Origin of the sequence: Candidatus Chlorohelix sp., from assembly GCF_037138995.1 — a bacterium.
In the GTDB taxonomy this organism is placed as follows: domain Bacteria; phylum Chloroflexota; class Chloroflexia; order Chloroheliales; family Chloroheliaceae; genus Chlorohelix.
In genome coordinates, this window is sequence record NZ_JBAXHI010000003.1 from 1 (window position 1) to 21,746 (window position 21,746).

General features: G+C 45.6%; 23 protein-coding genes. 4 read left to right on the forward strand and 19 right to left on the reverse strand.

Annotation, left to right across the window (positions count from 1 at the left end):
- The 8 genes from WCK19_RS02195 to WCK19_RS02230 all read right to left on the reverse strand — a co-directional run.
- On the reverse strand, positions 1 to 696 hold a 696-nt coding region (locus WCK19_RS02195; protein ID WP_342395715.1), incomplete at its 3' end, for a hypothetical protein.
- 29 nt (positions 697 to 725) lie between these two features.
- Positions 726 to 887, reverse strand: coding sequence for a hypothetical protein (locus WCK19_RS02200; RefSeq protein ID WP_342395716.1), 162 nt, complete (start codon positions 885 to 887; stop codon positions 726 to 728).
- 110 nt (positions 888 to 997) lie between these two features.
- Complete coding sequence (radC, locus tag WCK19_RS02205) at positions 998 to 1,726, reverse strand: DNA repair protein RadC (protein ID WP_342395717.1); 729 nt, start codon at positions 1,724 to 1,726, stop codon at positions 998 to 1,000.
- A 48-nt stretch (positions 1,727 to 1,774) separates the two neighbouring features.
- Positions 1,775 to 2,215 carry a hypothetical protein gene (locus WCK19_RS02210; RefSeq protein WP_342395718.1) on the reverse strand — a complete coding sequence of 147 codons (441 nt, stop codon included), beginning with the start codon at positions 2,213 to 2,215 and terminating at the stop codon, positions 1,775 to 1,777.
- Positions 2,212 to 3,600: a proton-conducting transporter membrane subunit gene (locus WCK19_RS02215; RefSeq protein ID WP_342395719.1), complete on the reverse strand. Its 1,389-nt coding sequence runs from the start codon at positions 3,598 to 3,600 to the stop codon at positions 2,212 to 2,214. Before WCK19_RS02215 ends, WCK19_RS02210 begins: the two co-directional genes overlap by 4 nt.
- Positions 3,601 to 4,362 (reverse strand): hypothetical protein, encoded by a 762-nt coding sequence (locus WCK19_RS02220; protein ID WP_342395720.1) that lies wholly within the window; start codon positions 4,360 to 4,362, stop codon positions 3,601 to 3,603.
- A gap of 4 nt (positions 4,363 to 4,366) precedes the next feature.
- The gene (locus WCK19_RS02225) at positions 4,367 to 6,373 is read right to left on the reverse strand and encodes a proton-conducting transporter membrane subunit (RefSeq protein ID WP_342395721.1); all 2,007 of its coding nucleotides are present in this window, start codon (positions 6,371 to 6,373) and stop codon (positions 4,367 to 4,369) included.
- Between the two features lie 3 nt (positions 6,374 to 6,376).
- On the reverse strand, positions 6,377 to 7,456 hold the full coding sequence (locus tag WCK19_RS02230; protein ID WP_342395722.1) for a hypothetical protein: 1,080 nt from the start codon (positions 7,454 to 7,456) through the stop codon (positions 6,377 to 6,379).
- 471 nt (positions 7,457 to 7,927) lie between these two features.
- Here WCK19_RS02230 and WCK19_RS02235 point away from each other — a divergent pair, with 471 nt between their 5' ends.
- Positions 7,928 to 8,488 carry a hypothetical protein gene (locus WCK19_RS02235; protein ID WP_342395723.1) on the forward strand — a complete coding sequence of 187 codons (561 nt, stop codon included), beginning with the start codon at positions 7,928 to 7,930 and terminating at the stop codon, positions 8,486 to 8,488.
- Positions 8,485 to 9,183, forward strand: a complete 699-nt coding sequence (rnc, locus tag WCK19_RS02240) for a ribonuclease III (protein ID WP_342395724.1) — start codon at positions 8,485 to 8,487, stop codon at positions 9,181 to 9,183. The genes WCK19_RS02235 and rnc overlap by 4 nt, the downstream gene beginning before the upstream one ends.
- Here the strand turns inward: rnc and WCK19_RS02245 are convergent.
- The 8 genes from WCK19_RS02245 to rplU form a co-directional block, all read right to left on the reverse strand.
- The gene (locus WCK19_RS02245; protein WP_342395725.1) at positions 9,180 to 10,724 is read right to left on the reverse strand and encodes a long-chain fatty acid--CoA ligase; all 1,545 of its coding nucleotides are present in this window, start codon (positions 10,722 to 10,724) and stop codon (positions 9,180 to 9,182) included. The two genes, rnc and WCK19_RS02245, sit on opposite strands and share 4 nt — an antisense overlap.
- Before the next feature lie 194 nt (positions 10,725 to 10,918).
- The gene (locus tag WCK19_RS02250) at positions 10,919 to 12,823 is read right to left on the reverse strand and encodes a GAF domain-containing protein (RefSeq protein ID WP_342395726.1); all 1,905 of its coding nucleotides are present in this window, start codon (positions 12,821 to 12,823) and stop codon (positions 10,919 to 10,921) included.
- A gap of 157 nt (positions 12,824 to 12,980) precedes the next feature.
- Positions 12,981 to 14,117 (reverse strand): glycosyltransferase, encoded by a 1,137-nt coding sequence (locus tag WCK19_RS02255; protein ID WP_342395727.1) that lies wholly within the window; start codon positions 14,115 to 14,117, stop codon positions 12,981 to 12,983.
- Between the two features lie 11 nt (positions 14,118 to 14,128).
- Positions 14,129 to 15,277 carry a glycosyltransferase family 1 protein gene (locus WCK19_RS02260; protein ID WP_342395728.1) on the reverse strand — a complete coding sequence of 383 codons (1,149 nt, stop codon included), beginning with the start codon at positions 15,275 to 15,277 and terminating at the stop codon, positions 14,129 to 14,131.
- A 9-nt stretch (positions 15,278 to 15,286) separates the two neighbouring features.
- On the reverse strand, positions 15,287 to 15,898 hold the full coding sequence (locus WCK19_RS02265) for a thymidine kinase (RefSeq protein ID WP_342395729.1): 612 nt from the start codon (positions 15,896 to 15,898) through the stop codon (positions 15,287 to 15,289).
- A gap of 102 nt (positions 15,899 to 16,000) precedes the next feature.
- Positions 16,001 to 16,231, reverse strand: a complete 231-nt coding sequence (gene rpmE, locus WCK19_RS02270; RefSeq protein WP_342395730.1) for a 50S ribosomal protein L31 — start codon at positions 16,229 to 16,231, stop codon at positions 16,001 to 16,003.
- Between the two features lie 31 nt (positions 16,232 to 16,262).
- Positions 16,263 to 16,532 (reverse strand): 50S ribosomal protein L27, encoded by a 270-nt coding sequence (gene rpmA, locus WCK19_RS02275; RefSeq protein WP_341468966.1) that lies wholly within the window; start codon positions 16,530 to 16,532, stop codon positions 16,263 to 16,265.
- A gap of 33 nt (positions 16,533 to 16,565) precedes the next feature.
- A complete protein-coding gene (gene rplU, locus WCK19_RS02280; protein ID WP_342395731.1) occupies positions 16,566 to 16,883 on the reverse strand; it encodes a 50S ribosomal protein L21 in 318 nt (105 codons plus the stop codon).
- A 332-nt stretch (positions 16,884 to 17,215) separates the two neighbouring features.
- On the opposite strand from rplU, the gene WCK19_RS02285 reads away from it, so the two are divergent.
- Entirely contained in the window at positions 17,216 to 17,641 is a 426-nt protein-coding gene (locus WCK19_RS02285) for a hypothetical protein (RefSeq protein ID WP_342395732.1), read from the forward strand.
- 5 nt (positions 17,642 to 17,646) lie between these two features.
- Here WCK19_RS02285 and WCK19_RS02290 read toward each other — a convergent pair whose 3' ends face one another.
- On the reverse strand, positions 17,647 to 18,420 hold the full coding sequence (locus tag WCK19_RS02290; RefSeq protein WP_342395733.1) for a glycerophosphodiester phosphodiesterase family protein: 774 nt from the start codon (positions 18,418 to 18,420) through the stop codon (positions 17,647 to 17,649).
- A gap of 212 nt (positions 18,421 to 18,632) precedes the next feature.
- On the opposite strand from WCK19_RS02290, the gene WCK19_RS02295 reads away from it, so the two are divergent.
- Positions 18,633 to 19,475 (forward strand): bifunctional 5,10-methylenetetrahydrofolate dehydrogenase/5,10-methenyltetrahydrofolate cyclohydrolase, encoded by an 843-nt coding sequence (locus tag WCK19_RS02295; protein ID WP_342395734.1) that lies wholly within the window; start codon positions 18,633 to 18,635, stop codon positions 19,473 to 19,475.
- Here WCK19_RS02295 and purE read toward each other — a convergent pair.
- Positions 19,472 to 19,963, reverse strand: coding sequence for a 5-(carboxyamino)imidazole ribonucleotide mutase (gene purE / locus WCK19_RS02300; RefSeq protein ID WP_342395735.1), 492 nt, complete (start codon positions 19,961 to 19,963; stop codon positions 19,472 to 19,474). The two genes, WCK19_RS02295 and purE, sit on opposite strands and share 4 nt — an antisense overlap.
- 158 nt (positions 19,964 to 20,121) lie before the next feature.
- Entirely contained in the window at positions 20,122 to 21,555 is a 1,434-nt protein-coding gene (locus WCK19_RS02305) for a radical SAM protein (RefSeq protein ID WP_342395736.1), read from the reverse strand.
- Between the last annotated feature and the right edge of the window lie 191 nt (positions 21,556 to 21,746).

Genomic DNA, 21,746 nt, shown 5'->3' on the forward strand with positions numbered 1-21,746 from the left:
GGCTTCAACAGGCTTAGGCGGCGCGACAGTCTCAACGACAGTGGGCTTGGCTTCAACAGGCTTAGGCGGCGCGACAGTCTCAACGACAGTGGGCTTGGCTTCAGCAGGCTTAGGCGGTGCGACAGTCTCGACGACAGTGGGCTTAGCTTCAACAGGCTTAGGCGGCGCGACAGTCTCTTTTGCTACAATTTTTTGCTCAATATTGGCTGTTTTTGGTTCAGCCGCAAACGGTAAAGGCAGCGCAAATGTGGAAGTTGTTTCCTGACGAGCGGGTGTTTCAACCGCTTTAGCATGTATTTCCTCATCAGACATAGGCACTACCGCTTTAGCTCCTTCAAAAAGGCGAGTTTTGAAGCTATGGTGGTCATATACAACCGGTCCGGCAGCAGGCGCAATCCCTAATTTAGTAGTTTTGAATATAACCTGCCCTTCTTCGTTTTCTTCTCGCAAGAAAACGGCAGCATTAGCAGATAAGGCTTTGTCAATTATTGGGGCTAACGCATCAATGTTGTCAAACCCTTTATATTTTTGTTCGGCAAAGAACTGAGCCAGATTCTCTAGAGACTGGCGAATATTGGCGCGGGCGGACATAGTCACACCTTGCATTCGCATCAGCGCAAAAACTTCCTGAGCAAGGCTCTGTTCTTCGGGAGTACCTGCGAGATCCAATTTGGGCGGCTGATATAGCTGTGCCATTTCTTAAAAACACCTCTCCTTAATCTGCGCTATTTTACGCCAGCGGATTCCTTTAAAAGCTCGATATACCGCCTAGTCAGAGATTTCAAACTTTGTGGTCTGTTAGATTTACGCAACCATTCTACTAGGCGTTCGAGTTGAGCAGCATCAATTTTGTAATTTGTTTCTACTTTTGAAAGATTATTTTGCATTATTTTCTCTTTGGCTTATTTCTTAGAAAGGCACACCAAACCTAATACCCCTCGTTGGGAGTTTATGAGGGTATCATACACCATGTTGCCGTAATATTCAATTCTGGATGTTATTCGTTGAATCCTAGACCTTTTTCGCGCATGCTTATAAAACGCTGATGTCCAATAACAAGATGGTCTAACAATTCTATATCCATTAATTTACCGGCTTTCTGCACGTCTCCTGTAACACGCACATCATCCGCGCTAGGGGTTGGGTCGCCGCTTGGATGGTTATGAGCCAAAATAATCGAGGTAGCGTTTTGCCTTATAGCTTCACGAAAAAGCTCTGCTACTCGCACATTACTGCTCATTAGTGTACCACGATATACCTCGCTTATGCGAATTATCTGGTTCTTGGTGTTCAGTAATACTACTTTCAGCACTTCTTGTTCAAGCTGGTTCATCTCCAACATCAGCATACCAACTACGTCATTAGGGGTACGAACTGTGGAGCGGGTTTCAGGGTTTGCCACCAGCAAGCGTCGCCCCATCTCTAACGCTGCTTTTAATTGGCTGGCTTTAGCTTCACCCAACCCGCGCACTTGGCACAATTCATCAAAGGGGATTCGACTCAAGCCTGTAAGCCCACCATAATCATGCAACAAACGCCGACTTAATTCTAGCACGCTTTCACCGGATACGCCTACTCGAAGCAAGATAGCCAATAATTCGTCATCGGCTAAATTCATTACACCTTTTTGTTGCAATTTCTCACGGGGCGGTAATTGGTCGGGATAATCCCTTTTGAAGCGGTGCTGCGGGGATTTAGGTTCAGGACTTTGTGCGGAGTCAATCATAAATGCCACCTCTTAAAGTACATATCCCTTTTGCTGGTTGGTACAACATTACTTCGATTGGTATAGCTCCAGAATAGCATCGAGAATACTTTGCGGGTCAGGGGGAGAACCTGCCAGATAAGCATCAATTTTCCTGCCTGTCGGTAACTTTAAGTCTGTATCCTTAACCGATTCTGAGGGTTGGATTGGACCTGCAACTCCATAGCATCCGGCAAATGGCGCACCGCTAATGGTATCAGAACCCAATACCACCAATTTTATATCAGGCGAGAGACTTTCCACTAACCGCATCGCGTGTTCAGCTATTTTTACTGTGCCTGTTCCGGTAATAACAATTAGGTCGCACTGTTTGGGGCTGGAAGTTAAATAAATACCGAAATGTCCGGCATTGTAGGGCGGCACAAAAATAGACTCAAACTCCAGCTTTGTGGCGTTGGAACCTCCAATATTAAGCGGGAAAACCGCAACGGATAGCCTGTTTTTTTTCATGCTGCCTTCAACGCGCTTCCCAACCAATCCAACGGTAGCGATGACCAAATACCAAAAAATATCATTACTCCAATCAGCAGCAAGATTATTGCACTTGTACCAATAGGCTCGGCTTTTGTTTTTAATCCGGGTACATCTCGTCCCATAAACTGATTATGGAAGAACCGCAAGTAAGCAAGTAACCACATAGTGATGGCAAGTCCACCGAGTAAAGCCCAGCCGATTCCCTCTTGTGCGGCGCTTTGCAGGATTAGATATTTGCCTGGAAACCCGCTGATTAGGGGTACCCCTGCCAACGCCAGCATCCCGAAGCTCAATCCTACAGTTGCAACCGGCATGCGCCTTCCCAACCCGCTAAGCCCTGTCACCACTCGTTCGTAATTGCAATAGTATATTACTGCTAACGAGGTGAAAATGAGCAATTGCGCTAAAGCAAAATTTGCCGCTTCAAAGACCGCTCCGTGTAATCCGGTAGTGTGGGGCGTTGCCAGTCCAAATAGTAGCAAGCTCAAGTTTCCGCTGCCTGTATAAGCTAGCATTTTACCGAAACTGCTTTGCGCCATCCCAAATAGCCCTGATAAAACTGCTCCTGCCATGCCAAGTGCCATGACCGGCAAAGTTTGGCTAGTATTATTTAGCAAAAGGGTTGGGTTTTGTTGCAAAAAATCTACTAAGAATATAACTGCTGCGCCGTTTATAAGTCCTAGCACCAGCCAACTTGCCAGCGCGGGAGCATCTTCAAGTATCTGTGGTAGCCAAAGGTTAAAGGGGAAAACGCCAAAACGTAAGGCGAAACCTGTAATCGCGAGCGCAACAATTACTTTAATCAGCCCGATTTGCTGTGGGTCTAGGCGTACTCGTTCTAGAAAAACCTGTGCCACAAACAAGAGCAAGCCGAATAGCACCGTGACTATCAGGTAGCGTACTGCGCTTTTAACCACCCGTACAAAGCGTTCTTCGTCTTCTGCGCCTACATCCACAACCGAGATAATGCTAAAAAATTCGGCGGCTACAAAGCAGAGGGTTACTACAAATACGTTATTAATATAAAGCGCAGCATTAATTGTGCCGCAAACGGTGAGTGTTACCGGAGCATAACGTCCACTTTTCAAGTTATCGGTAAAAAATGCTACCACTAAACTGATGCTTGCTAGGATAAAAAGGAATGTTAAAAATAGCTGGGCTAGGGGAGTGAAGAAGAAAGCGGTATCGGCGTTAGTCGGGTTTTCAACCCACACCATTATAATACTTGCCGCCAATCCGACTACCGCTATAGTTACTGCTACTTTATAGCTCCAACGATATTTTGCAGCCGGAAATAATGCTTCTATCAGCACAAGAAACAGCGTAGCTGCAAAAGGTAGTACGATAACCGTAAAAGGCACTTATTTGACCGCCTTTCTACCGGCTGTGAAAGCATCACTCAAGTTCAGAGTTTTAAGCTTATTGTAGAAAAGTATGGCAAGATATGAAATCAGGAGCGCCAGAAAAATGGTGATTGCTGCGCTAAAGCCTAAGACCAACGGATTATCACCGCTACGTAATAGTGAATAGAGTAGGTCTGCACCGTTTAAGGCGGTTAACAAGCCAATACCCAATTTGAGAATGTCGCTGCCCACTACCATAATGGTAACGCCAATCGAGAATGTCCAGTAAAAGGCGAAATCTCCTAGAAAGTTGCCAGAGAAAGGCAACAGCGTTGCAAACGCATAGGTAGCAACTGCTGCAATAATGCTTGTACCTATTGGCAGCATATAATCAATATAGCGGAAACGAGTGAGTTGCTCTTTCTCTTGGCGGCGAAAAAAGCGTCGCAACCCGCCGGTACCTGCTGCTTCTTCTTCAGCTTCTTGTTGTTTCAACCTGCGCCGCTCAAATATAATTGCATAACCGGTTAGAAATATTATAAGCGCGGCAATAACTCCAGACATAGTTTTGAGAAAAACTGCTAGTGGAATTGAGCCGAGCATTACCCGCTGGGCAGTTCCATTCTGGTCGTTAGCTACTACCGCTACCACAAAGTATTGAAAGACCAGCGCGGGGGTTAAAATCAGCCAGTCTTTGTACACTGCCAACGCTACACAGGCTGCTACCAGCAGCCCTATATAGAAACTATAATTATCGGCGGTTAATGTCAGAAAATCCACGAAATCACCTTGTCAGCAGGAAGATAAAAAATATTACTGCCAAAGCCGCCAGCGCCGCGTAAAATTTTTCAGTCATCCATTCCAGCAACCACACAATAAAACCCAAAATTTTAAGACCGATTCCACCGAACCAACCTCCCAAAAAGCCGGTATCGAATATGCGTATTATATAGCGGGCAGTATGCTGGAAAGAGCTAAAATAATCATTAATGCTTAGGCGAAGTGGGATTTCACCACGCGGGGCGGTAGGTTTGATGGCTTCCGTGCCGATTTTGAAAAAGTCGTCATCAAAACCAGCGGGAATACTTTCTTTGTAAATTTTCAGGCTCTTTTTCTTGCTCTCGCGCCTACGTTGCGCTTCTTCTTCTTCCGCTCCAAAAAGCAAGCCACCTTGATAGGCAGGTGAGGCATTTACACTGCCAAACTTGAGGTAAATTCCAAATAATACCAGTGCGCCTATTACTACTACTAGCCCCAACCACCCGGTTGAAATAAAATTAGCGTTTGCTGTGGCTGTTGTTTCTGCGCTCATCTTGGTTGGAAGTTGCTCTACCCAACCAGAAGCTAGAGATGGGGAAAAACCGCTTATTATAGCGCAGAGTCCGAGAACGCCCGCCATTCCCGGTGGTATCCATGCTATGAGATTGCGCCCATCCACCGTCTGTCTTTCTACGGTCAAGAAGGTTATTAGCCCATTTGAAAGCCCAATTGCTAATATCATCAAACCAACCAGCGCAACTACTAAGTAAAAGCCATAGCCTTGTGTTGCTAGATTTTCCAGAGTGGTATAGCGCGAAATATAAGCAGGGGTGAGCGGTAAACCCACCGCCACTGCCATTCCAAGCAAATAAAGTGCTATCAACGCGCCTCGATAATGGGGTGAACGTTCTAACGGTTTGGGAGTTTCTCGTCCTTTCTTCAATAGTGGCGTATTTTCAATTTGAAGCAAATCTCCGCATAAAAACAGGATTGGAACCGATAAGCTAAGGGCGAAAAATTGCCATGCCGCGGCGTTAAACTGTTTTAGACCTAGCGCAATTATTACAAAACCAAACTGAGCGGAAGCGGCATAAGTTGCCTTGCCTATTAGGTCAGCTTCTTTGGCTACCATCCATCCGCAAGCCAATACAGAAATAGCTCCTACGGGTAATAATAACGGTGAGGCTGCTTTAAATAAGTCTAATCTGTCACCGGCAATGCTATTCAACCGTGTTGGTAAATAGAGTGCGACAGGCAATATGCCACCCGCCATTAATAGCGCAAATGCGCCCCCCGGCAAGTTTTTAAGGGAGCCAGACCAAGCATGGAAGGGGAATTGCGCGGTTTTAATCATCGCTCCGACCCATATCAGCACAAAGAAAAGCGTTTCGATGGAGGAAGGCGAGATTGCAGCATATTGGGTTATGCCGCCGTTGCGTGAAACTATCACCAATAAAGGGGCAAGAATGATGAACCCCCCCGCTACACTAACAACATAGGCATAGAAACTGGAACGCGATGCGCTTGCTCCTCGCAAACCGGGACCTGCCAGCAAATAAAGCCATAAACCTAAAGCTTCTATCCAACCGTATAACCAAATGAGGTCAGCCGAATAGAAAGCTGCTAAGGCTGAACCTTCTACCAGAAACAGGAGACCATATAGCCTGCCGCCCGTTATTGCATCGCCTTCTTCGGCAGAAGGTTGCCTTGCTACCAAATAGATGATAACCAAGAAGCTTAATATTGCCAGTGGAAGGGTGAAGAAGTAGGAAAGTGTATCGGCTCGAAAGGCAACTTGTACATTTGCTTCCGGTAAGGGAGACCAACTAAACAAGGTTGCGGAGGTATTGCCGGAAGCGACTCCAAATCCAAGCACTATTTGCCCTGCCAGCGTAACAATGCTAACCAATACCGCGAGAGAGGCAAGCGCGGCTTGTTCTGTTTCAAAAAGCCAGCCGAAGAAGAAAAAAGCAACGCCTACTATGAGCGGCAAAATAATGCTTATAGGTAACAAAATGTCAAAAGGATTCAAGTGTTACCTTTCTCCACATGCCATGCAATAGTCTAGCGATACAAGTAATGCTCCCGCGTCCTCAACGTCCTGTCCGAGCAACGAGAAGGGCAAAGCAGGCAGATTACACATTGTAGGGGGGCGCAACTTTAGCCTTGCTATGCAACCTTTCTCATCCGAAGCAACATAACAAAAAAGCGCCCCTCTCGGTGATTCTACCAGAGAATATACTTCTTTGTCGGGCGGAAAAGCTGAGGGTAGAAGCTGTTCATCTTTCAGCTTGCCTTCAGGCATTTTGAGAAGAGCTTGTCCTGCTAGGTTAAGACTCTCCAGCGCTTCTAACAAGCGTACTACCAACCGCGCATAAAGACTACCACTATTCTGAGTTACTACCCGGAAATCAAGCTCCCCGTAAGCGGCGTAAGGTTCTGAGCGACGGATGTCATCGGGAATATCGCTGGCACGTGCTACAGTTCCCACCAACCCGTATTCGTCAGCGAGTTCCGCCGATATTACCCCGATATGTTCGGTGCGGTGTTCTAGTTGGCGGTTGTCCAGCAATTGGCTAACCGATTCATAAACATTCTTACGCAAACGCTCCACGGCTACCTGAAATTCCATCGGTAAAGCAAGGGTACGCATAATTCCGCCCGGAATACTGAAAGTATCGTGTATTCGGTTGCCAGAAGCCGCCAATAACTGGCGTACCCCTTCGGCTTCTTCCTCAAGACGGCTGGCAATCAGGCGTTTTCCAAGCATTCGGAGGGTGCGTGCAGAGTTGGCAAGATGACTGGCGGCGCGTTCGAGTTCTGCCATTACGGTGCGGATATAATTGGCGCGAAGTGGCGGGTTAAGACCGGAGAGTTTTTCAAGGGCTAATGTTACTGCCAACGTATTGGCATAAGAGCATTTTCCGCAAATTTGAGCAACCACGCCGGGCAATTGATGTGGCAAAAGTTGAGTCAATAAACCCTCAACCCCACGATGGTTAAAGCCAAGCTCAATTTCGACCTTTTCTATTTTAGTTCCGTGTATTTCCAGCTTGTAACAAACAGGTTCATCTAGCGCCGGATGCCACGGACCAATAGGTAACAGGTAGGGCATGGGTTATTCCTCAAGTCGCAATAGTAGCAGCTTGAAATTACCCCGTCAAGTTAATATAAATTCAACTGTATCAATCCTGATACGGGCGTAAATAAAAGGCTCGCCCTCTAAAAAGGCGAGCCTTATTTTGTATCAGCAAAGAAAGGAACCTCGTGATTTTAAAAAGAAAAGGACTTTTAGTTATTTATTACAAAGCCAATTGTATGAAATTTGTATAAACAAGTAAAGGTACATTAGAACCGAATAAGAATGGAATTAATTTAGGCATATTGCACAAAGACTTGACTTATTGCACAAAACCGCTTTATCAGAGATAGCTTTTCGGCTCATTCAAGATTCCTTTGGTAAAGTGATAAAGGTTAAAAAATTAGTTTTGACACTTGCCGATTTTGATATTACACTAAATCTATAGAAACCTAATGTCACTAAAAAAATGATGTGATTGGTCATTGGAAAGGAGCGATTTGAGCTATGAGCCAGCCTCAACAACCCCCTCAACCGCAACAACAACCTTCGGTACCCGGAATGCCCCCGCGTACAGCCCCTGTTCAGCCACCGCCGGGTATGTATCAAGCGAGGCAGCCTCGCAAAATGATAACGAACGAAGCAGAAAAACGAGAGCAAGCCCGTACTCTGATTTATAGCCTTGTTTTTATTGTGGTGGTATTAATAGTTGGTTTTGTTGCCGGTGTAATTGATCAGGCTTTACAATCCGTCCCCTCCGACCCCACCCAAAGTAAGCAGAATTATTTTTTGCTAAATGCAAAAGATATTTTACTGATAATTGCCAGTATGGCTCCTTGGGCAGTTCTATTCTTCCTGATTTGCGTGGCGTGGACTTATATTACTAACCGCTTGTTTACAAAGTGGAATAGCGCGTTGGCAGATGATGAGAATGACGAAGCTTATGGCAAGGGGCTTGTTTACGAGATAGTCCATGATAATAATGCTGCTGCCGCATTAGTGTTAATTATGCCTATGTTAGTAATCGCGGTTGCTCTTATCTTTATTGTGATTCTTATAAAACCGTGACACTTTCAGACAATTTGGCAGATTTGGAGAAGCGGCTTGGGTTGGAATTCAGCAACAAAGCCCTTCTTCAATTAGCTTTAGTGCATCGCTCTTACTTGAATGAGAAGGGTGGTACGCTTGAGTCTAATGAGCGTCTGGAGTTTTTGGGGGACGCAATACTGGGCGCAATAGTTGCCGAGCATCTTTATCTGACTTTCCCGGAACAATCGGAGGGTGGTCTGACAGATTTGCGTAGTGCGTTAGTTCGCCGCGAAACCCTTGCGAAATGGGCTGCCAGTTTTGAAATTGGCGAGTTTTTGTTGCTTGGCAAAGGTGAAGCCAATACGGGGGGGCGTAGCAGACCGGCTATTCTCTCGGCAACCTTTGAAACGATTTTGGGGGCAATGTATCTTGATAAAGGAATTAATTATGTAACAGCTTGGTTGTTGCCGTTGGTAAGCGCAGAATTGCAAGTGATTTTGCAGGAAAACCGTCATCTGAACTATAAAACCCGCTTGCAAGTAGAGATGCAGCGCCTACATCATATTGCCCCGGTTTATGAGTTACTCGAGACCAGTGGACCAGAACATCAACCCAATTTTGTGATTGAAGTAAAGATAGGGGAGCAGGTTTTAGGGCGAGGGAGCGGTACTACCAAGCAACAAGCTCAGCAGGAAGCCGCACGCACCGCCCTTGAGTTTTTGGGGAAAGCCTAGTCCACTGTTCGCAATTCGCGCTTCAGGATTTTCCCTGTGGCGTTCTTGGGTAATTGTTCACGCCGGACTTCAATATAGCGCGGGTACTTATAAGCGGCAATCCGCTCTCTGCAATATTCGCGCAATTCATCTTCTGAAGCTGAAAAATTATCTTTTAGCACCACTACCGCTTTAATTTCTTCCCCATGTACTAAATCCGGGACACCGACAACCGCACATTCCGCAACCGCCGGGTGCGAGTATAGCAATTCCTCGATTTCACGCGGGTACACGTTAAAGCCGCCCCTTATTATCATGTCTTTCACACGGTCAACGATAAAGAAATAGCCATCTTCGTCCACTTTGCCGATGTCTCCGGTGTAGAACCAGCCATTGCCGCGAATACTTTCGGCGGTAGCTTCCGGTTTGCGGTAGTAGCCTTTCATTAAGTTATGCCCACGAATGGCGATTTCGCCGATTTCTCCGGGGAGGAGTTTTTCGCCCTTCTCGTTCATGATTGCCATTTCTACGCCCCAGATTGGAATGCCTACCGACCCGGCTTTAGGCTCTTTGAAGGTTACGTTAAAGGAGGCTACCGGAGAAGTTTCGGATAAGCCATAACCTTCGAGTATATCAAAACCGAACTCTCGTTTCCAGAGGCTCAAGATCTCAACGGGGATTGCCGCGCCACCGCTAGAACACATTGTGAGGCTGGAGAGGTCGTGGTTTTTGCGGTCTGGATGATTGAGCAGGTAGAAATACATTGTAGGAACGCCTGCAAATTTTGTGACGTGGTCGCGCTCGATAATCTCATAGGCTTTCACCGGGTCGAAGCGAGCCATTAAACTCAGTGTGCCTCCTACACTAATTATCGCATTCATCATGCAGGTCTGTCCGAAGGAGTGAAAGAGCGGCAAGGCTGCCAGTCCTATATCTTCATTTGACCATGTGACTCCCAGTTCGCGAGTTATCGAACGCACGTTCATGAAGATATTAAAGTGGGATAATTCAGCGCCTTTTGGTTTGCCAGTAGTACCACTGGTATAGAGAATAACCGCAGTATCATCGGAGTTGGTCTGCACAATATCGAAAGCAGGAGAAGCCCCCGCCATCAGTTCGTTGAAACTATAGATAGCGGTTTCTTCCGGTTTAGCGTTACTGCCCGGCGCGTTGATTACCACCAGTTTATGACAGGTTTCCGCCTGACGGAATCCGGACAAGGCTTCAGCCAAAAAGCTTTCCCACACAAATAGAACTACTGATTCGCTATCTTCAAGGTGATAGGCAACTTCGTTTGTTTTGAATAGAACGTTCAAAGGTACAACTACACCCCCGGCTTTGAGTATTCCGTAGTAGCAGATAAGAAATTGTGGGATGTTGGGCAACATTAACGCCACCTTTTGCCCTTGCTCCAAGCCCATGTCGGTGAGTATATTGGCAATCTTGTTAGAAGCGCCATGCAATTCGGCATAACTCATTTTAAAGGCATCAAACAGGATTGCATTTCGCGTGGCGTTGTTTCGCACGCTCTCAGTTAGCAGCATTGCCATATTGAGACTCATCGTAGTTTACTCCTCTCATTCTCTCAAAATTTTCGTATAATTTTTGAATATAAAAACTTGGTTACTGCTCTATGGAATTTGGTTGGGATATTGTACCTTATTTATGAGGGTTAGCAAATTCTAATACACTGTTGATTTTTTACACAAACTGAAGAAAAGCATGGGAAACCGAACTAAATGAGCAAAGCTATAATTTAGTCGCTGAAGACGCGGGAAACGGGTAGGGTAGTGGGAGTAGTAACGCTGCTTGGCAAAGTTACAATAAAGCTGCTGCCTTTTCCCAATTCGCTTTCGACACTAATAGATCCGAGCATCATCCGTATCAGTTTCAGGCAGATGGTCAAACCCATACCAGCGCCGCCAAAAGTGCGGGTAGTGCTACCGTCCACCTGACGGAAACTCTCAAAGATACTTTCGTAATCTTCGCTTGAAATTCCGATGCCAGTATCGGTGATTTTGATACTATAGCCGGGACCGCCACTCGGCGCAATTGCGGGTGCAACTTCGACTGTGATTCTGCCGTTATGAGTAAATTTAATGGCATTGGCGAGCAGATTAGTCAAAATCTGCACCAATCTTTTCTGGTCATTTTCGACAATTTTGGGGCAATCTTTTTCAACAATGCATTTGAATTCTAGCCCCTTACCCTGTGCTTGCTCATTGAAAGGCTCGCAATTGAAGCGTATTACTTCTTCTAGCCAAAATTGTTCTACCATTAAAGTTTCGCGCCCTGCTTCCAGTTTTGCGAGGTCAAGCATGTCGTTAATCATACTGTGTAAGCGGCGGCTATTACGTACAACTCGTTCGAGCGGGTCATTGAAAGTGCTGGGGACTTCTCCATAGAATTGCGACTGTATCATGTCAATGTAGCCCATGATTGAATTCAGGGGTGTACGCAATTCATGGCTGACGTTTGCCAGTAACTCATTTTTCAAACGGTTGGCTTCTTCGAGGGCTTTATTTGCTCTTGCGAGTTCTTCTTTTTGCTGTTTTATATCTTCAAATCGAATGGCATTTGAAAGGGCAATAGTGATTTGGTCTGCTAACGTTTTCAGCAAGATAACCTCATCATCATCGAAGGCATAAACACGGTCGCTTTGTACTTCCAGAACTCCCAAAATATTGGTGGTTTCTCGTAAAGGAATAACAATTTCGGCGCAGGTATCAGGCGTAAGCTCGGATTCCTTGTAGCGTTCATCTTGGGTAACATCTTGAACTAAAACCAATTCTCCATGCCTATAGGCGTAAGTGATAAGGCAATCTTTGCTCAAGGCTACTTCAAAATCATATTTTATCGGTAAAGGGTTTTCACCTACTCCAACGGTGAAAAACAAGGAATTTTCTTTTACTAAACCGAGGTTCACACTGTAATAACCTAGCTTTTTGCGAACTGTGCCGGTGATATGGGTGCAAATATCAGCCACGTCCAGCATAGAAACTAATTCGCGACCGATTTTATTTAGAGCGGCAAGTTGGTCTGCGCGTCTGAGTTCGCTAAGATAAAGGCGATTTTGTTCAATTGCTAAAGTTAAATGATCGGCGGCGGCTTGGCAAAGTCGTAGATCATGTTCGTCAAGTGGTACTCCGGTTGATTCAACACAAAGAACACCTACAATCTCGTTACCTGTGCGAATAAGCGGCACAACGATTTGATAGTGGTTATCCAACTTTGCATCACGGTTATCCGACTCAGAGGTTGTTTCAGTTAATAGTGTGGCAGTGCCGGATTTAAGCACCTGTCCAAAAACACTGTCAGCAATATTGATTTCAGGCTTTAGATTTTGGTAGCCTTGCTGTGCTGCCAATTGCAGGGTGTTTTGCTCAAGCAAATAGAGGCAAATCATGGAGTAGCCAAATGTGGTGGCTACTGTATCAACTATGTAGTGAAGGGCGTTTTCTGAGTCAAAATTGGAAATCAAGGCACTACGAATTTGATGGAGTAGCTCAAGCTCACGTGCCTGTCTTTGCACCAATTCGCTATTATTTAGGTGAGCAACATCAATAGCCCTAGAAGGGTTACTGTCAGAATTTATTTCAGATTCAACATTTACCTGCAAGTTAGTACCTTCAGGTGTTGGTTCAGAACCGGATTCCAGCATATGAAGCTCATTATCGCTAGAAGCAATATCCGCTATAGTTAAATCCTAATCCACGTTACATGCACTTTGTTATACTAAATCAAGCTCAAACGTATATTACCCTATTAATATATATTAAGTATAACATCAGAACATAACAAAATTGATTACGAAATTTTCAGGATGTTTTTAATATATCCTCGTAAATAGTCATAATTCTATTCAGTAGCATTTCTGCGCTAAATTCTACCAATGCTCTTTCTCTACCTTGCGCCCCTAATCTTTGACGAAGAATCGGATTAGTTAGCAAATAGTTACAAGCTCCTGCCAGTGCGGTTGCATCAGCGGGAGGAACTACTAGCCCGGTAATACCATCCTGATTTACATAACTCGTGCCAGTACCAAGTTCAGCGCTAATTACCGCTTTACCGGATGCCATTGCCTCTACCAGCACCAGCCCAAAAGCTTCGCTTCTTTCAGCAGATGGTAAAACGAAAATATCACATGCATTATAATAAGCGGGTAAATCGGCATCGGATATATCCGGCAGGAATGTAACCCGCGAATCCAACCCTAAATCGCGGCATTGCGTGTGTAACGCATTTTCTACGCCATCTCGCCCAATAATGAGTAGATGCGCTGGAGGAGGCACTTCCAGCATGCTTTGTATCAGGTAATTTAAGCCCTTGTAATAACGCAAACGCCCTACAAACAATATTAATGGGGTATTATAACGCGCTTTTATCTGCGCTACTTGCGCGGGGTCGGAATGATGATAAGGTTCGTTGTAAATTCCCAATGGTATAACCCGGCATTTAGGCTCAAATGGTTTGAGAAATGCTGATGTCTGTATATAGTTCGGACTGGTGGCAATGATTACATCCGCGCTCTTTAATACCCGGCGCATTATTGGGGCGTAAAAGCGCATAATGTTCTTTTGCTTTACCACATCGCTTTGATAGGTGATTACACAGCGGGTTTTGGATTTAAAAATAGAAGCGACAAGCCAACTAACTTCACTTAGCGGGTAGGGCATTTGCAAATGAATTATATCTGGGGGTGAGGAAAGCAAGCGCCGGTACAGGTGTAAGGGATAAAGAGGAGTTAAGGGGGTGGATGCGAAATGCGCCCAACGCCCGATTTTAGTAACTTTAACGCCATTCAGCATTTGCTGTTGGGATTTAAAGCTTGAGTTTGTAACCAGTATTTCAACCTCATGTCCTCTTGCAACTTGCCCTTCTGCCAGCAATCGCACATGGTTTTCGATTCCGCCGATTACAGGGTAGTAATCCTTATAAAGGTGCAGTATCTTCATAATTACTAAAATTACACTTCGTTGTAAATTTTGAGAGTCGCTTCTGCTGCTTTTTTCAAGCTAAATTCGGCAATTCGAGCTAATCCAAGCTCACGCATTTGCAACATTAACACGGTGTCATTTAGCATTAGTTCAATTTTATTTACAATGTCAAGCGGGTTATAAGGGTCAAATAATGGTACATGTTCTCCGGCGGCTTCCGCTAGGCTACCACGATTTGAGCATATTACCGGCAGACCGCAAGCCTGCGCTTCAAGTATCGGTAGCCCGAAACCCTCGTATAAGGAAGGCTGGATATAGAGTGTAGCGCAATTATACAGTGTGACCAATTGTGTGTCAGATATGTTTCCCATAAAAACCACGCGCCCTGTTAGACCTAATTTTCCAACTTTAGCCCTGATTTCGGGCGAATAGCGGGGGTCTTCCCGTCCTGCCAGCACAAGTTGGATTGACGACTCTGGGTGGCGCTGCAAATATAGCGTAAAAGCTTCTAGGAGGCGATTCAGGTTCTTGTGGGGCTTGTTAGTACCGATGAACAGTACATACTGCTCTGGTAACTGCATTTGATGTCTCAGACGTGCTGCTTCGTTTTTATTTAGCGGCTGAAATTTCGGCTCAATACCGGGCGCAATTACTCTGAGTTTTTCAGGGTTAACTTTGTAAAGTCTGGTTATATCCTCGGCGGCTGAGTGCGACAGGGTGATTATTCGTTGCGAACTACGGAAGGCAAGGCGCGTGGTGAGTTCAAAGGCTAGTCGCGCTTTTTTTCCGGGTAACGCTCCCTGCACTATTTTTCCGATTAGGTCATAAGCGGTGAGAATAACCGGGCAAGGCATTAGATAGGGGCGGATATAGTAAGGTGCATGCCAGAGGGTAAAGCGGTGGCGTTTTGCCAGCAGCGGTAACTGCCATTGTTCTGTCGGGGAAAACGGCTTTATCTTTGTAGATATAATCTCGATGTGCTTTCCAGAGGATGCCACTAACTTGGCAAAGTCGTAAGAGGTATTGCTGGCGTTATAAATGAGGCTCAGCTGAAATGAGGGTTCGGTTAGTTCTGTAAATCCTGCTGCAAGGTTATAGACATAGCGACCAATGCCGGGAAAGTGTGATTGGGCATAGCGACAATCAAGCGCTATGTGAATTTGCTTCCTGTCCGGCATTTCGTGGCTTTAGCGCGGAACTATCTGGTGGCGGCGGCAACGGGCTTCGTAGTTTTCGGTTGCTCCTACCAGAATAATCGGGTCATTGTAACTGGCGGGTTGCCCATTGATGAGGCGTTGGGTGCGGCTGGCGGGTGCGCCACATACTAGGCAAATGGCGTGCAACTTATCAACCTGTTCCGCTTCTGCCATGAGGTATGGCATAGGTCCGAATGGTTCACCTCTGAAATCGAGGTCAAGCCCGGCTACTATAACGCGCTTTCCGGCGTTTGCCACTTCGCGGCAAAAGGCTACGAGGTCACTATCGAAGAATTGAGCTTCATCAACGCCGATTACATCTGCTTCAAGATTGAGGAGTTGTCGCATTTGGGCAACATTGCTAACCGGAATGGCATTGAAAAATGACCCAGCATGCGATGCTACTTGTTCTTGAGAGTAACGATTATCCAGCGCTGGTTTGAAGACTTGTACTTGCTGGCGGGCGATGGTGGCACGTTTGATACGGCGAATTAACTCTTCAGTTTTGCCGCTGAACATGCTACCGCAAATAACTTCTATCCACCCGCCACTTTCCTGACGTTGGACATGGAGGCGCTGCAAATTTGGATTATCTCCGTACAATGGCTGCAATCTCCTTGTGTAGTTAAGACAAAAAAAGGGCTGCCGCTTTATATACACGTCAACCCTTCGTTTTCACATGACCCGCTGGGTCAGAGAATGGCTTTATTTCTTCGCCTTGGTATCCTGCCGTTGTTGGCTAAGGCGCTTCATAAAGCGATCAACTTGACCGGCGGTATCAACAATACGTTGCTCACCAGTATAGAACGGATGGCAATGAGCGCAAAGTTCAACTTTCAATATTCCCTGCCGAGTGCTGCGAGTTTGCCACTGAGTGTTACATGTGATACATGTGATGGTGGTTTCCTCATAGCGGGGATGGATGCTCTTTTTCACGTGCTACCCCTTTTCCTATATTGATTATTTACTACTGGGCAGCGACTTCAAGCGGATAAACGCTTACGCGCTTGCGATCCTTGCTGTCCCACTCAAATTTGACTTGCCCTTGCACGGTAGCAAAAATGGTGTGGTCTCGACCAAGTCCAGTATTCAATCCGGCTTTAATACGGGTACCACGTTGGCGAACTATAATGTTGCCACTTAGTACCACTTCGCCATCAAATTTCTTTACGCCCAGATATTTAGGTTTGCTGTCGCGCCCGTTTCTAGAGCTACCTACACCCTTTTTATGAGCCATCTAAAAGATCCTTCCTGTATAACGGCGAGACAATTAATTGCCCGTCACAATTTCTTCTATTTTTAGAGTGGTCAGGGAGGAGCGGAACCCGGTTTTACGGCGATAACGCTTCTTGGATTTATACTTGAAGATGTATAACTTTTCGCCTTTATCATGGCTAACTATAGTAGCACGCACCGCTGCACCTGTAATTACAGGCGTTCCAACGGTTACTCCCCCATCAGCAGAGATAAGTAGAACTTTCTCTAACTGGACTTCCGCGTTTTCATCGCCTAGCAAGCGGTCAACTTGGATAGTTTGACCTGCTTCGACTTTGTACTGTTTGCTTCCCGATTCAACAACCGCGAACACGGCATTTCCTCCTACCGCCACAAAACGCCGATATAGCGCGAGCGGATCGTCTTTTTAGCTTCTTAAAAATGGGGCGAACTTGTTCGTTCCCCTAATTCAGGCAGACAATTTCATCCTAGTTTTTGGCTGCGAGTGAGTATTATAAGCATTTGACCCCTCTCTGTCAAGTCATTTTGATTCTCACATGTCTTTGCACATTCTTCACCCAAAGTATTGTGTTCAAACCTATGGGGCTATTATAATAACACTCGATGATTTGTATAAGTTGCCAAAAAGAAATACCCGAACAATCCCGTTTTTGTAATTTTTGCGGTTTCGATCAAACATCTCTTGTGTCTGAAGTAACGCCGGATGGTCACAAACCCAAGTTGCCTAAATTTAAGGAATTTGATTGGTTAGAACGAGAGGCAGCATTAGACCCTACACTGGATTTTGAAGCACAGCGACAATTTGGCGGCGCTACTGGGGTGGCTTTTACTTGTTTGGGTTATATCGGTATCTTTTTTGTAGGGCTGCTGGGGCTTATTCCGGGAGTACCTATTATGGCAATCGCCGGAATACCTTTTGCATTGTTATTGGGTATCCTGACCTACTTTAATTATGCTCACTTGCAAGAGAAGTGGCGTAAAATCCCCCTTATAAAAAATTTGCCCGGTCTAAACGGGGCAAAATTGTTGCAGTCTTTCCTTGTAACATTCTATCTGGTGATATTATCTCTACTATGTCTTGGCTTGATGGTAGTTACGCAGCGACGCTAGAAGCTCTATCCGATAGTTTCTAGCGCGGCGACCAATTTATCAGGGTAATTGGTGATTATAATATCCACCCCTAGTTTTGCCAGACGTGTCATATCTTCCGGGTCATTAACAGTCCATGTGTTGACCTTTAACCCCAAACTGCGGGCGCGTCCCATATAAGCCTCGTCAATGACCTTATAATGCGGATGTAGCGCGATTGCCCCGGTTATTTCGGCGAGTTGAAAAAAATCAAAAGTAGGCGGATACTCTTCCGCTTTGCTGGTATAGAGCGCACCGAGCGGTATTGTGGGATTATAGGCGTGTAAACGTGCAAGTCTGGTTGGATCAAAGCTACTGACAATAACTCGATTCACCAGATTGTGTTGTACTATCGCATCTGCTACCATTTTCTCAATACCGTTGTCTGCTTCAAAATTGGGCTTGCTCTTAATTTCTATGTTAAGCTCCAATTTTTGCCCGAATTCTTCTAGCAACTCATCTAAAGTAGGGATACGTTCTCCGGCAAATTCTGAGCCGAACCATTCGCCGGCATCGAGTTCTTTCAATTCCGAAAGGGCAAGTTCGGTTGGACGGCGTGCGCCTCCCTTATCGCTGGTTCGCGCAAGTGTATCATCATGCAGAATTATGGGTACGCCCTCTGCGCTCAATTGCACATCGAATTCAACCCATTCCGCGCCCTGTTCAAGCGCCTTGTGAAAGGCAGCAAAGGTGTTTTCTGGGGCATAACCACACGCGCCCCGATGTCCACATACTTTTGATTTAAATAATCCTGTACTCATCTTCATTCTTTCTAAAAATATTTGGAAGAAAAACTCGAATCTGATTATAGCCGAACTATAATTTCGTGAGCAAACTGCGTAAAGGGCTTTACCACACTTGAAATACTAGGCTATAATATGGGGAATTCATTATTTCTTAAGGCAATATAATTAAAAGCGGTGAACTTAGCATGAATGGGTTTGCAGATAGCAAGCCAGGAAATCCGGTTTTATTGGATGGCACTTCCCTGGCAGATAAAATCCGTGAAGAAATGCAGTATGAAGTTCAGGAATTTGAGAGCGAATTCGGGCGGCCTCCCGGATTGGCAATGCTGGTATTGGGCGCAGACCGCCGGGCTATTGAATATGCCGATCGGGCAAAAAATGAGGCTTATAAAATAGGTATGCAGTTTGGCGCATATCTGTGGCCTTCCGATACAGGTGATCGCGAATTGCAGTTCCTGATTCGAGAATTAAATAGCCATATCCAGTATGATGGAATCTCAGTTCAATCTCCACTTCCTCCCCATCTAAACTTTGAAGAGATGGTGGTTATGATTGACCCGGCTAAGGATGTGGAAGGGCAGCATCCTCTTAACGTGGGTAGGTTATTCTCGAATTTAGATGCGATGGTCCCGCCTCCTGCCGCAGGAGGTTTGGAGTTGTTGCTGCGCTATAATGTGCCACTGACCGGAAAGCATGCGGTTGTGGTAGGTAGAAGTCGCATAATCGGTAAGCCAATTGCAGATTTGCTGACGCTGGCAGATGCTACCGTGACAGTTTGCCATAGCCAAACTCAAGATTTAAAGCATTATCTTCAGGATGCTGATATCGTAATCGCCTGTGCAGGTGTACCCGGTTTGATTCAGGGTGATATGCTTAAACCCGGCGCGGCAGTGCTGGATTTTGGCTTGAATCAAGATGATGAAAATAGGATGGTAGGTGATGTGGATTGGGTCACCGCCTATCCACTCGTACGCGCAATTTCACCTACACCCGGCGGTACAGACCCAATGACAATTATGGCGCTTCTTGCCAATACTATAAAAGCGGCGCGTCGCTTGAATCTTAATTAAAGCTTTAGATTCTGATTTTTCTCCCTCGACATTCTTTCTAACTCCGCTTTATAATCCAACATTTTCTGGAGTAGTAGCGGGTCACTGGTAGCTAGTATTTGCACCGCCAGTAGCCCTGCGTTTTTTCCTGCGCCGATTGCGACGGTTGCCACAGGAACACCGGGAGGCATCTGTACTATGGATAGCAGCGAATCGAAGCCTCGTAATGTCTCGCTGAGAACCGGAACACCGATAACCGGTACAGGCGTATGCGCCGCTACCATGCCCGGTAAATGGGCTGCGCCACCTGCACCAGCAATAATTACTTTAATGCCACGCTGGTGGGCGGTCAGGGCATATTCTGCCATATCTAGCGGGGTGCGGTGCGCCGATACCACCCGAATTTCATATGCTACCCCGAATTGGGCGCAAATTTCGGCGGCGGGTTTAAGGGTAGGTAAATCGCTATCGCTGCCCATTATTATTCCAACGAGAGTCTTAGAGTCCATAAAAATATCCTTAATATGCTGATTATAAATCTGTTATTGAGTTAGCTTATTCTACCAACGTTGGTAGCAAAGGTAAAATATGCGGGACGTAGAGAAAATGAAACAAAAAAGGAGCGTACCAAGTACGCCCCCTTATTTTTTGCCCTAGATAAAAAATCCTAGTTCAAATTAATCTGTGGGACTGAACCGCCTACCGAAAGATTAAATTTTTTCTTATCGGTCACGATTGAAGCCATTTGGCGGTCTTTTTCTTCAACTTCGTCCCAATGACCACGCAGTTTCTGCCCGAACTCTTCGAGGTGCTTGTTGGCGAAGCGGAAGAAGTTGAACTGGGGCAGGTGAGCAAGCCGCTTGTCAATGTAATCAGGTCCATAGACTTTCTCATGGATGTGGAGGAAGCCCTGTTTCAAATCATCGTTGGACATGCCCTTCATGTTAATAACCAGATTATGCGCATCATAACGCGCCCAATTCCGGTTAAAGATACGCCCCTGACTGTTCAGGTGATTGTAGAAACTGGTGCCGGGATAGGGCGTTAGAATAAAGAATACCGGCATCTCGATATGGTTTTCGATAATGAAGTCGGCGGTTTTGTCGAAGCCGTCCGGTTTATCATGGTCAAACCCGAACATGAAATAGCCCTGAATCCCGATATTGTGATCGTGAATCATTTGGATAGTTTCGGCGAATTGGTCAACTTGGTTAATTTTCTTGTTAACTTCAAGTAGGCTCTCTTGGTTGATGCTTTCAAGACCAATACCGAATAACTGGCAGCCACTTTCTTTAGCCAATGATAGAAATTCAGGGTCACGCAATGAAACTATCGAAGCCTGTGCGCTCCACTCAACATCTAGTTTGGTAAGAGCTTCTAGCATTTCACGGGTATGTTTACGTTTGGGCCAAATATTATCGTCCACAAAGGAGATGTGCAACTTGCGTTTGGGTGCGCCGGGCATATCTGGGACTTCGTTGAACCACATCTCTTTGAACATGGAGATTTCTTCTAGCAGTTGGCTTACCGAGCGTTCACGATAACTCTTGCCGTACAGGTCAGGTACGCTGCAATAGCTACAGGTATGAGGGCAACCGCGGGATGATTCGATTTGAATCATGGCGGAGTAGTTCTTGCCTTTTACTAAATCGTAACGAGGTATAGGGTGATTACCCAGAGCCGGTAAGCCATCCGATTTGTAATAGCGTTTTAGTTGTCCGGCTTCAAAATCTTTGATAACTTCTGCCCAAACCGGTTCAGCCTCACCTATTACAATTGCATCGGCTTTCATTGAGGCTTCGCTTGGCAATACCGAAACGTGGGGACCACCCATCACCACTTTTACACCGCGTTTGCGATATTCCGCCGCAATCTGATAAGCGCGAGGGGCTAACAAAGTGCGAACCGCGATACCAACTAAATCTACTTGTTCATCGAAATCGATTTTTTCCCCAATACGCTCATCAATTATTTTTATATCCCAATTATCGGGAGTTAAAGCAGCTAATAATGTTAAGCTTACCGGATAGGTTGTAAGGTTGCGAGGCTGTAACTGCCACACCAGCGACTCGGATTCAGGCCATATAAGATTTAGCCGCATATCGATTTCCTCTCCCGGCGGGAAGCCCGCCCCCTGATGCTAACTTTTAAATTACTATTTATTTCCCATCAGGTATAATCAAGAATTATTGTCAGGCAGCTCTACAATCCGATAAATCGCTGTAATCGAAATGTGCATAGGAAAACAGAGTTAACGGATTTATGCCTGATAGCGTTAATTCAAATTATTGC

Coding starts and splice junctions, on each gene's coding strand:
- WCK19_RS02200 (WP_342395716.1), bottom strand. CDS start 887: ATGCAAAATAATCTTTCAAAAGTAGAAACAAATTACAAAATTGATGCT.
- radC (WP_342395717.1), bottom strand. CDS start 1,726: ATGATTGACTCCGCACAAAGTCCTGAACCTAAATCCCCGCAGCACCGC.
- WCK19_RS02210 (WP_342395718.1), bottom strand. CDS start 2,215: ATGAAAAAAAACAGGCTATCCGTTGCGGTTTTCCCGCTTAATATTGGA.
- WCK19_RS02230 (WP_342395722.1), bottom strand. CDS start 7,456: ATGCCCTACCTGTTACCTATTGGTCCGTGGCATCCGGCGCTAGATGAA.
- WCK19_RS02235 (WP_342395723.1), top strand. CDS start 7,928: ATGAGCCAGCCTCAACAACCCCCTCAACCGCAACAACAACCTTCGGTA.
- WCK19_RS02245 (WP_342395725.1), bottom strand. CDS start 10,724: ATGAGTCTCAATATGGCAATGCTGCTAACTGAGAGCGTGCGAAACAAC.
- WCK19_RS02250 (WP_342395726.1), bottom strand. CDS start 12,823: ATGCTGGAATCCGGTTCTGAACCAACACCTGAAGGTACTAACTTGCAG.
- WCK19_RS02255 (WP_342395727.1), bottom strand. CDS start 14,117: ATGAAGATACTGCACCTTTATAAGGATTACTACCCTGTAATCGGCGGA.
- WCK19_RS02260 (WP_342395728.1), bottom strand. CDS start 15,277: ATGCCGGACAGGAAGCAAATTCACATAGCGCTTGATTGTCGCTATGCC.
- rpmA (WP_341468966.1), bottom strand. CDS start 16,532: ATGGCTCATAAAAAGGGTGTAGGTAGCTCTAGAAACGGGCGCGACAGC.
- WCK19_RS02290 (WP_342395733.1), bottom strand. CDS start 18,420: ATGAGTACAGGATTATTTAAATCAAAAGTATGTGGACATCGGGGCGCG.
- purE (WP_342395735.1), bottom strand. CDS start 19,963: ATGGACTCTAAGACTCTCGTTGGAATAATAATGGGCAGCGATAGCGAT.
- WCK19_RS02305 (WP_342395736.1), bottom strand. CDS start 21,555: ATGCGGCTAAATCTTATATGGCCTGAATCCGAGTCGCTGGTGTGGCAG.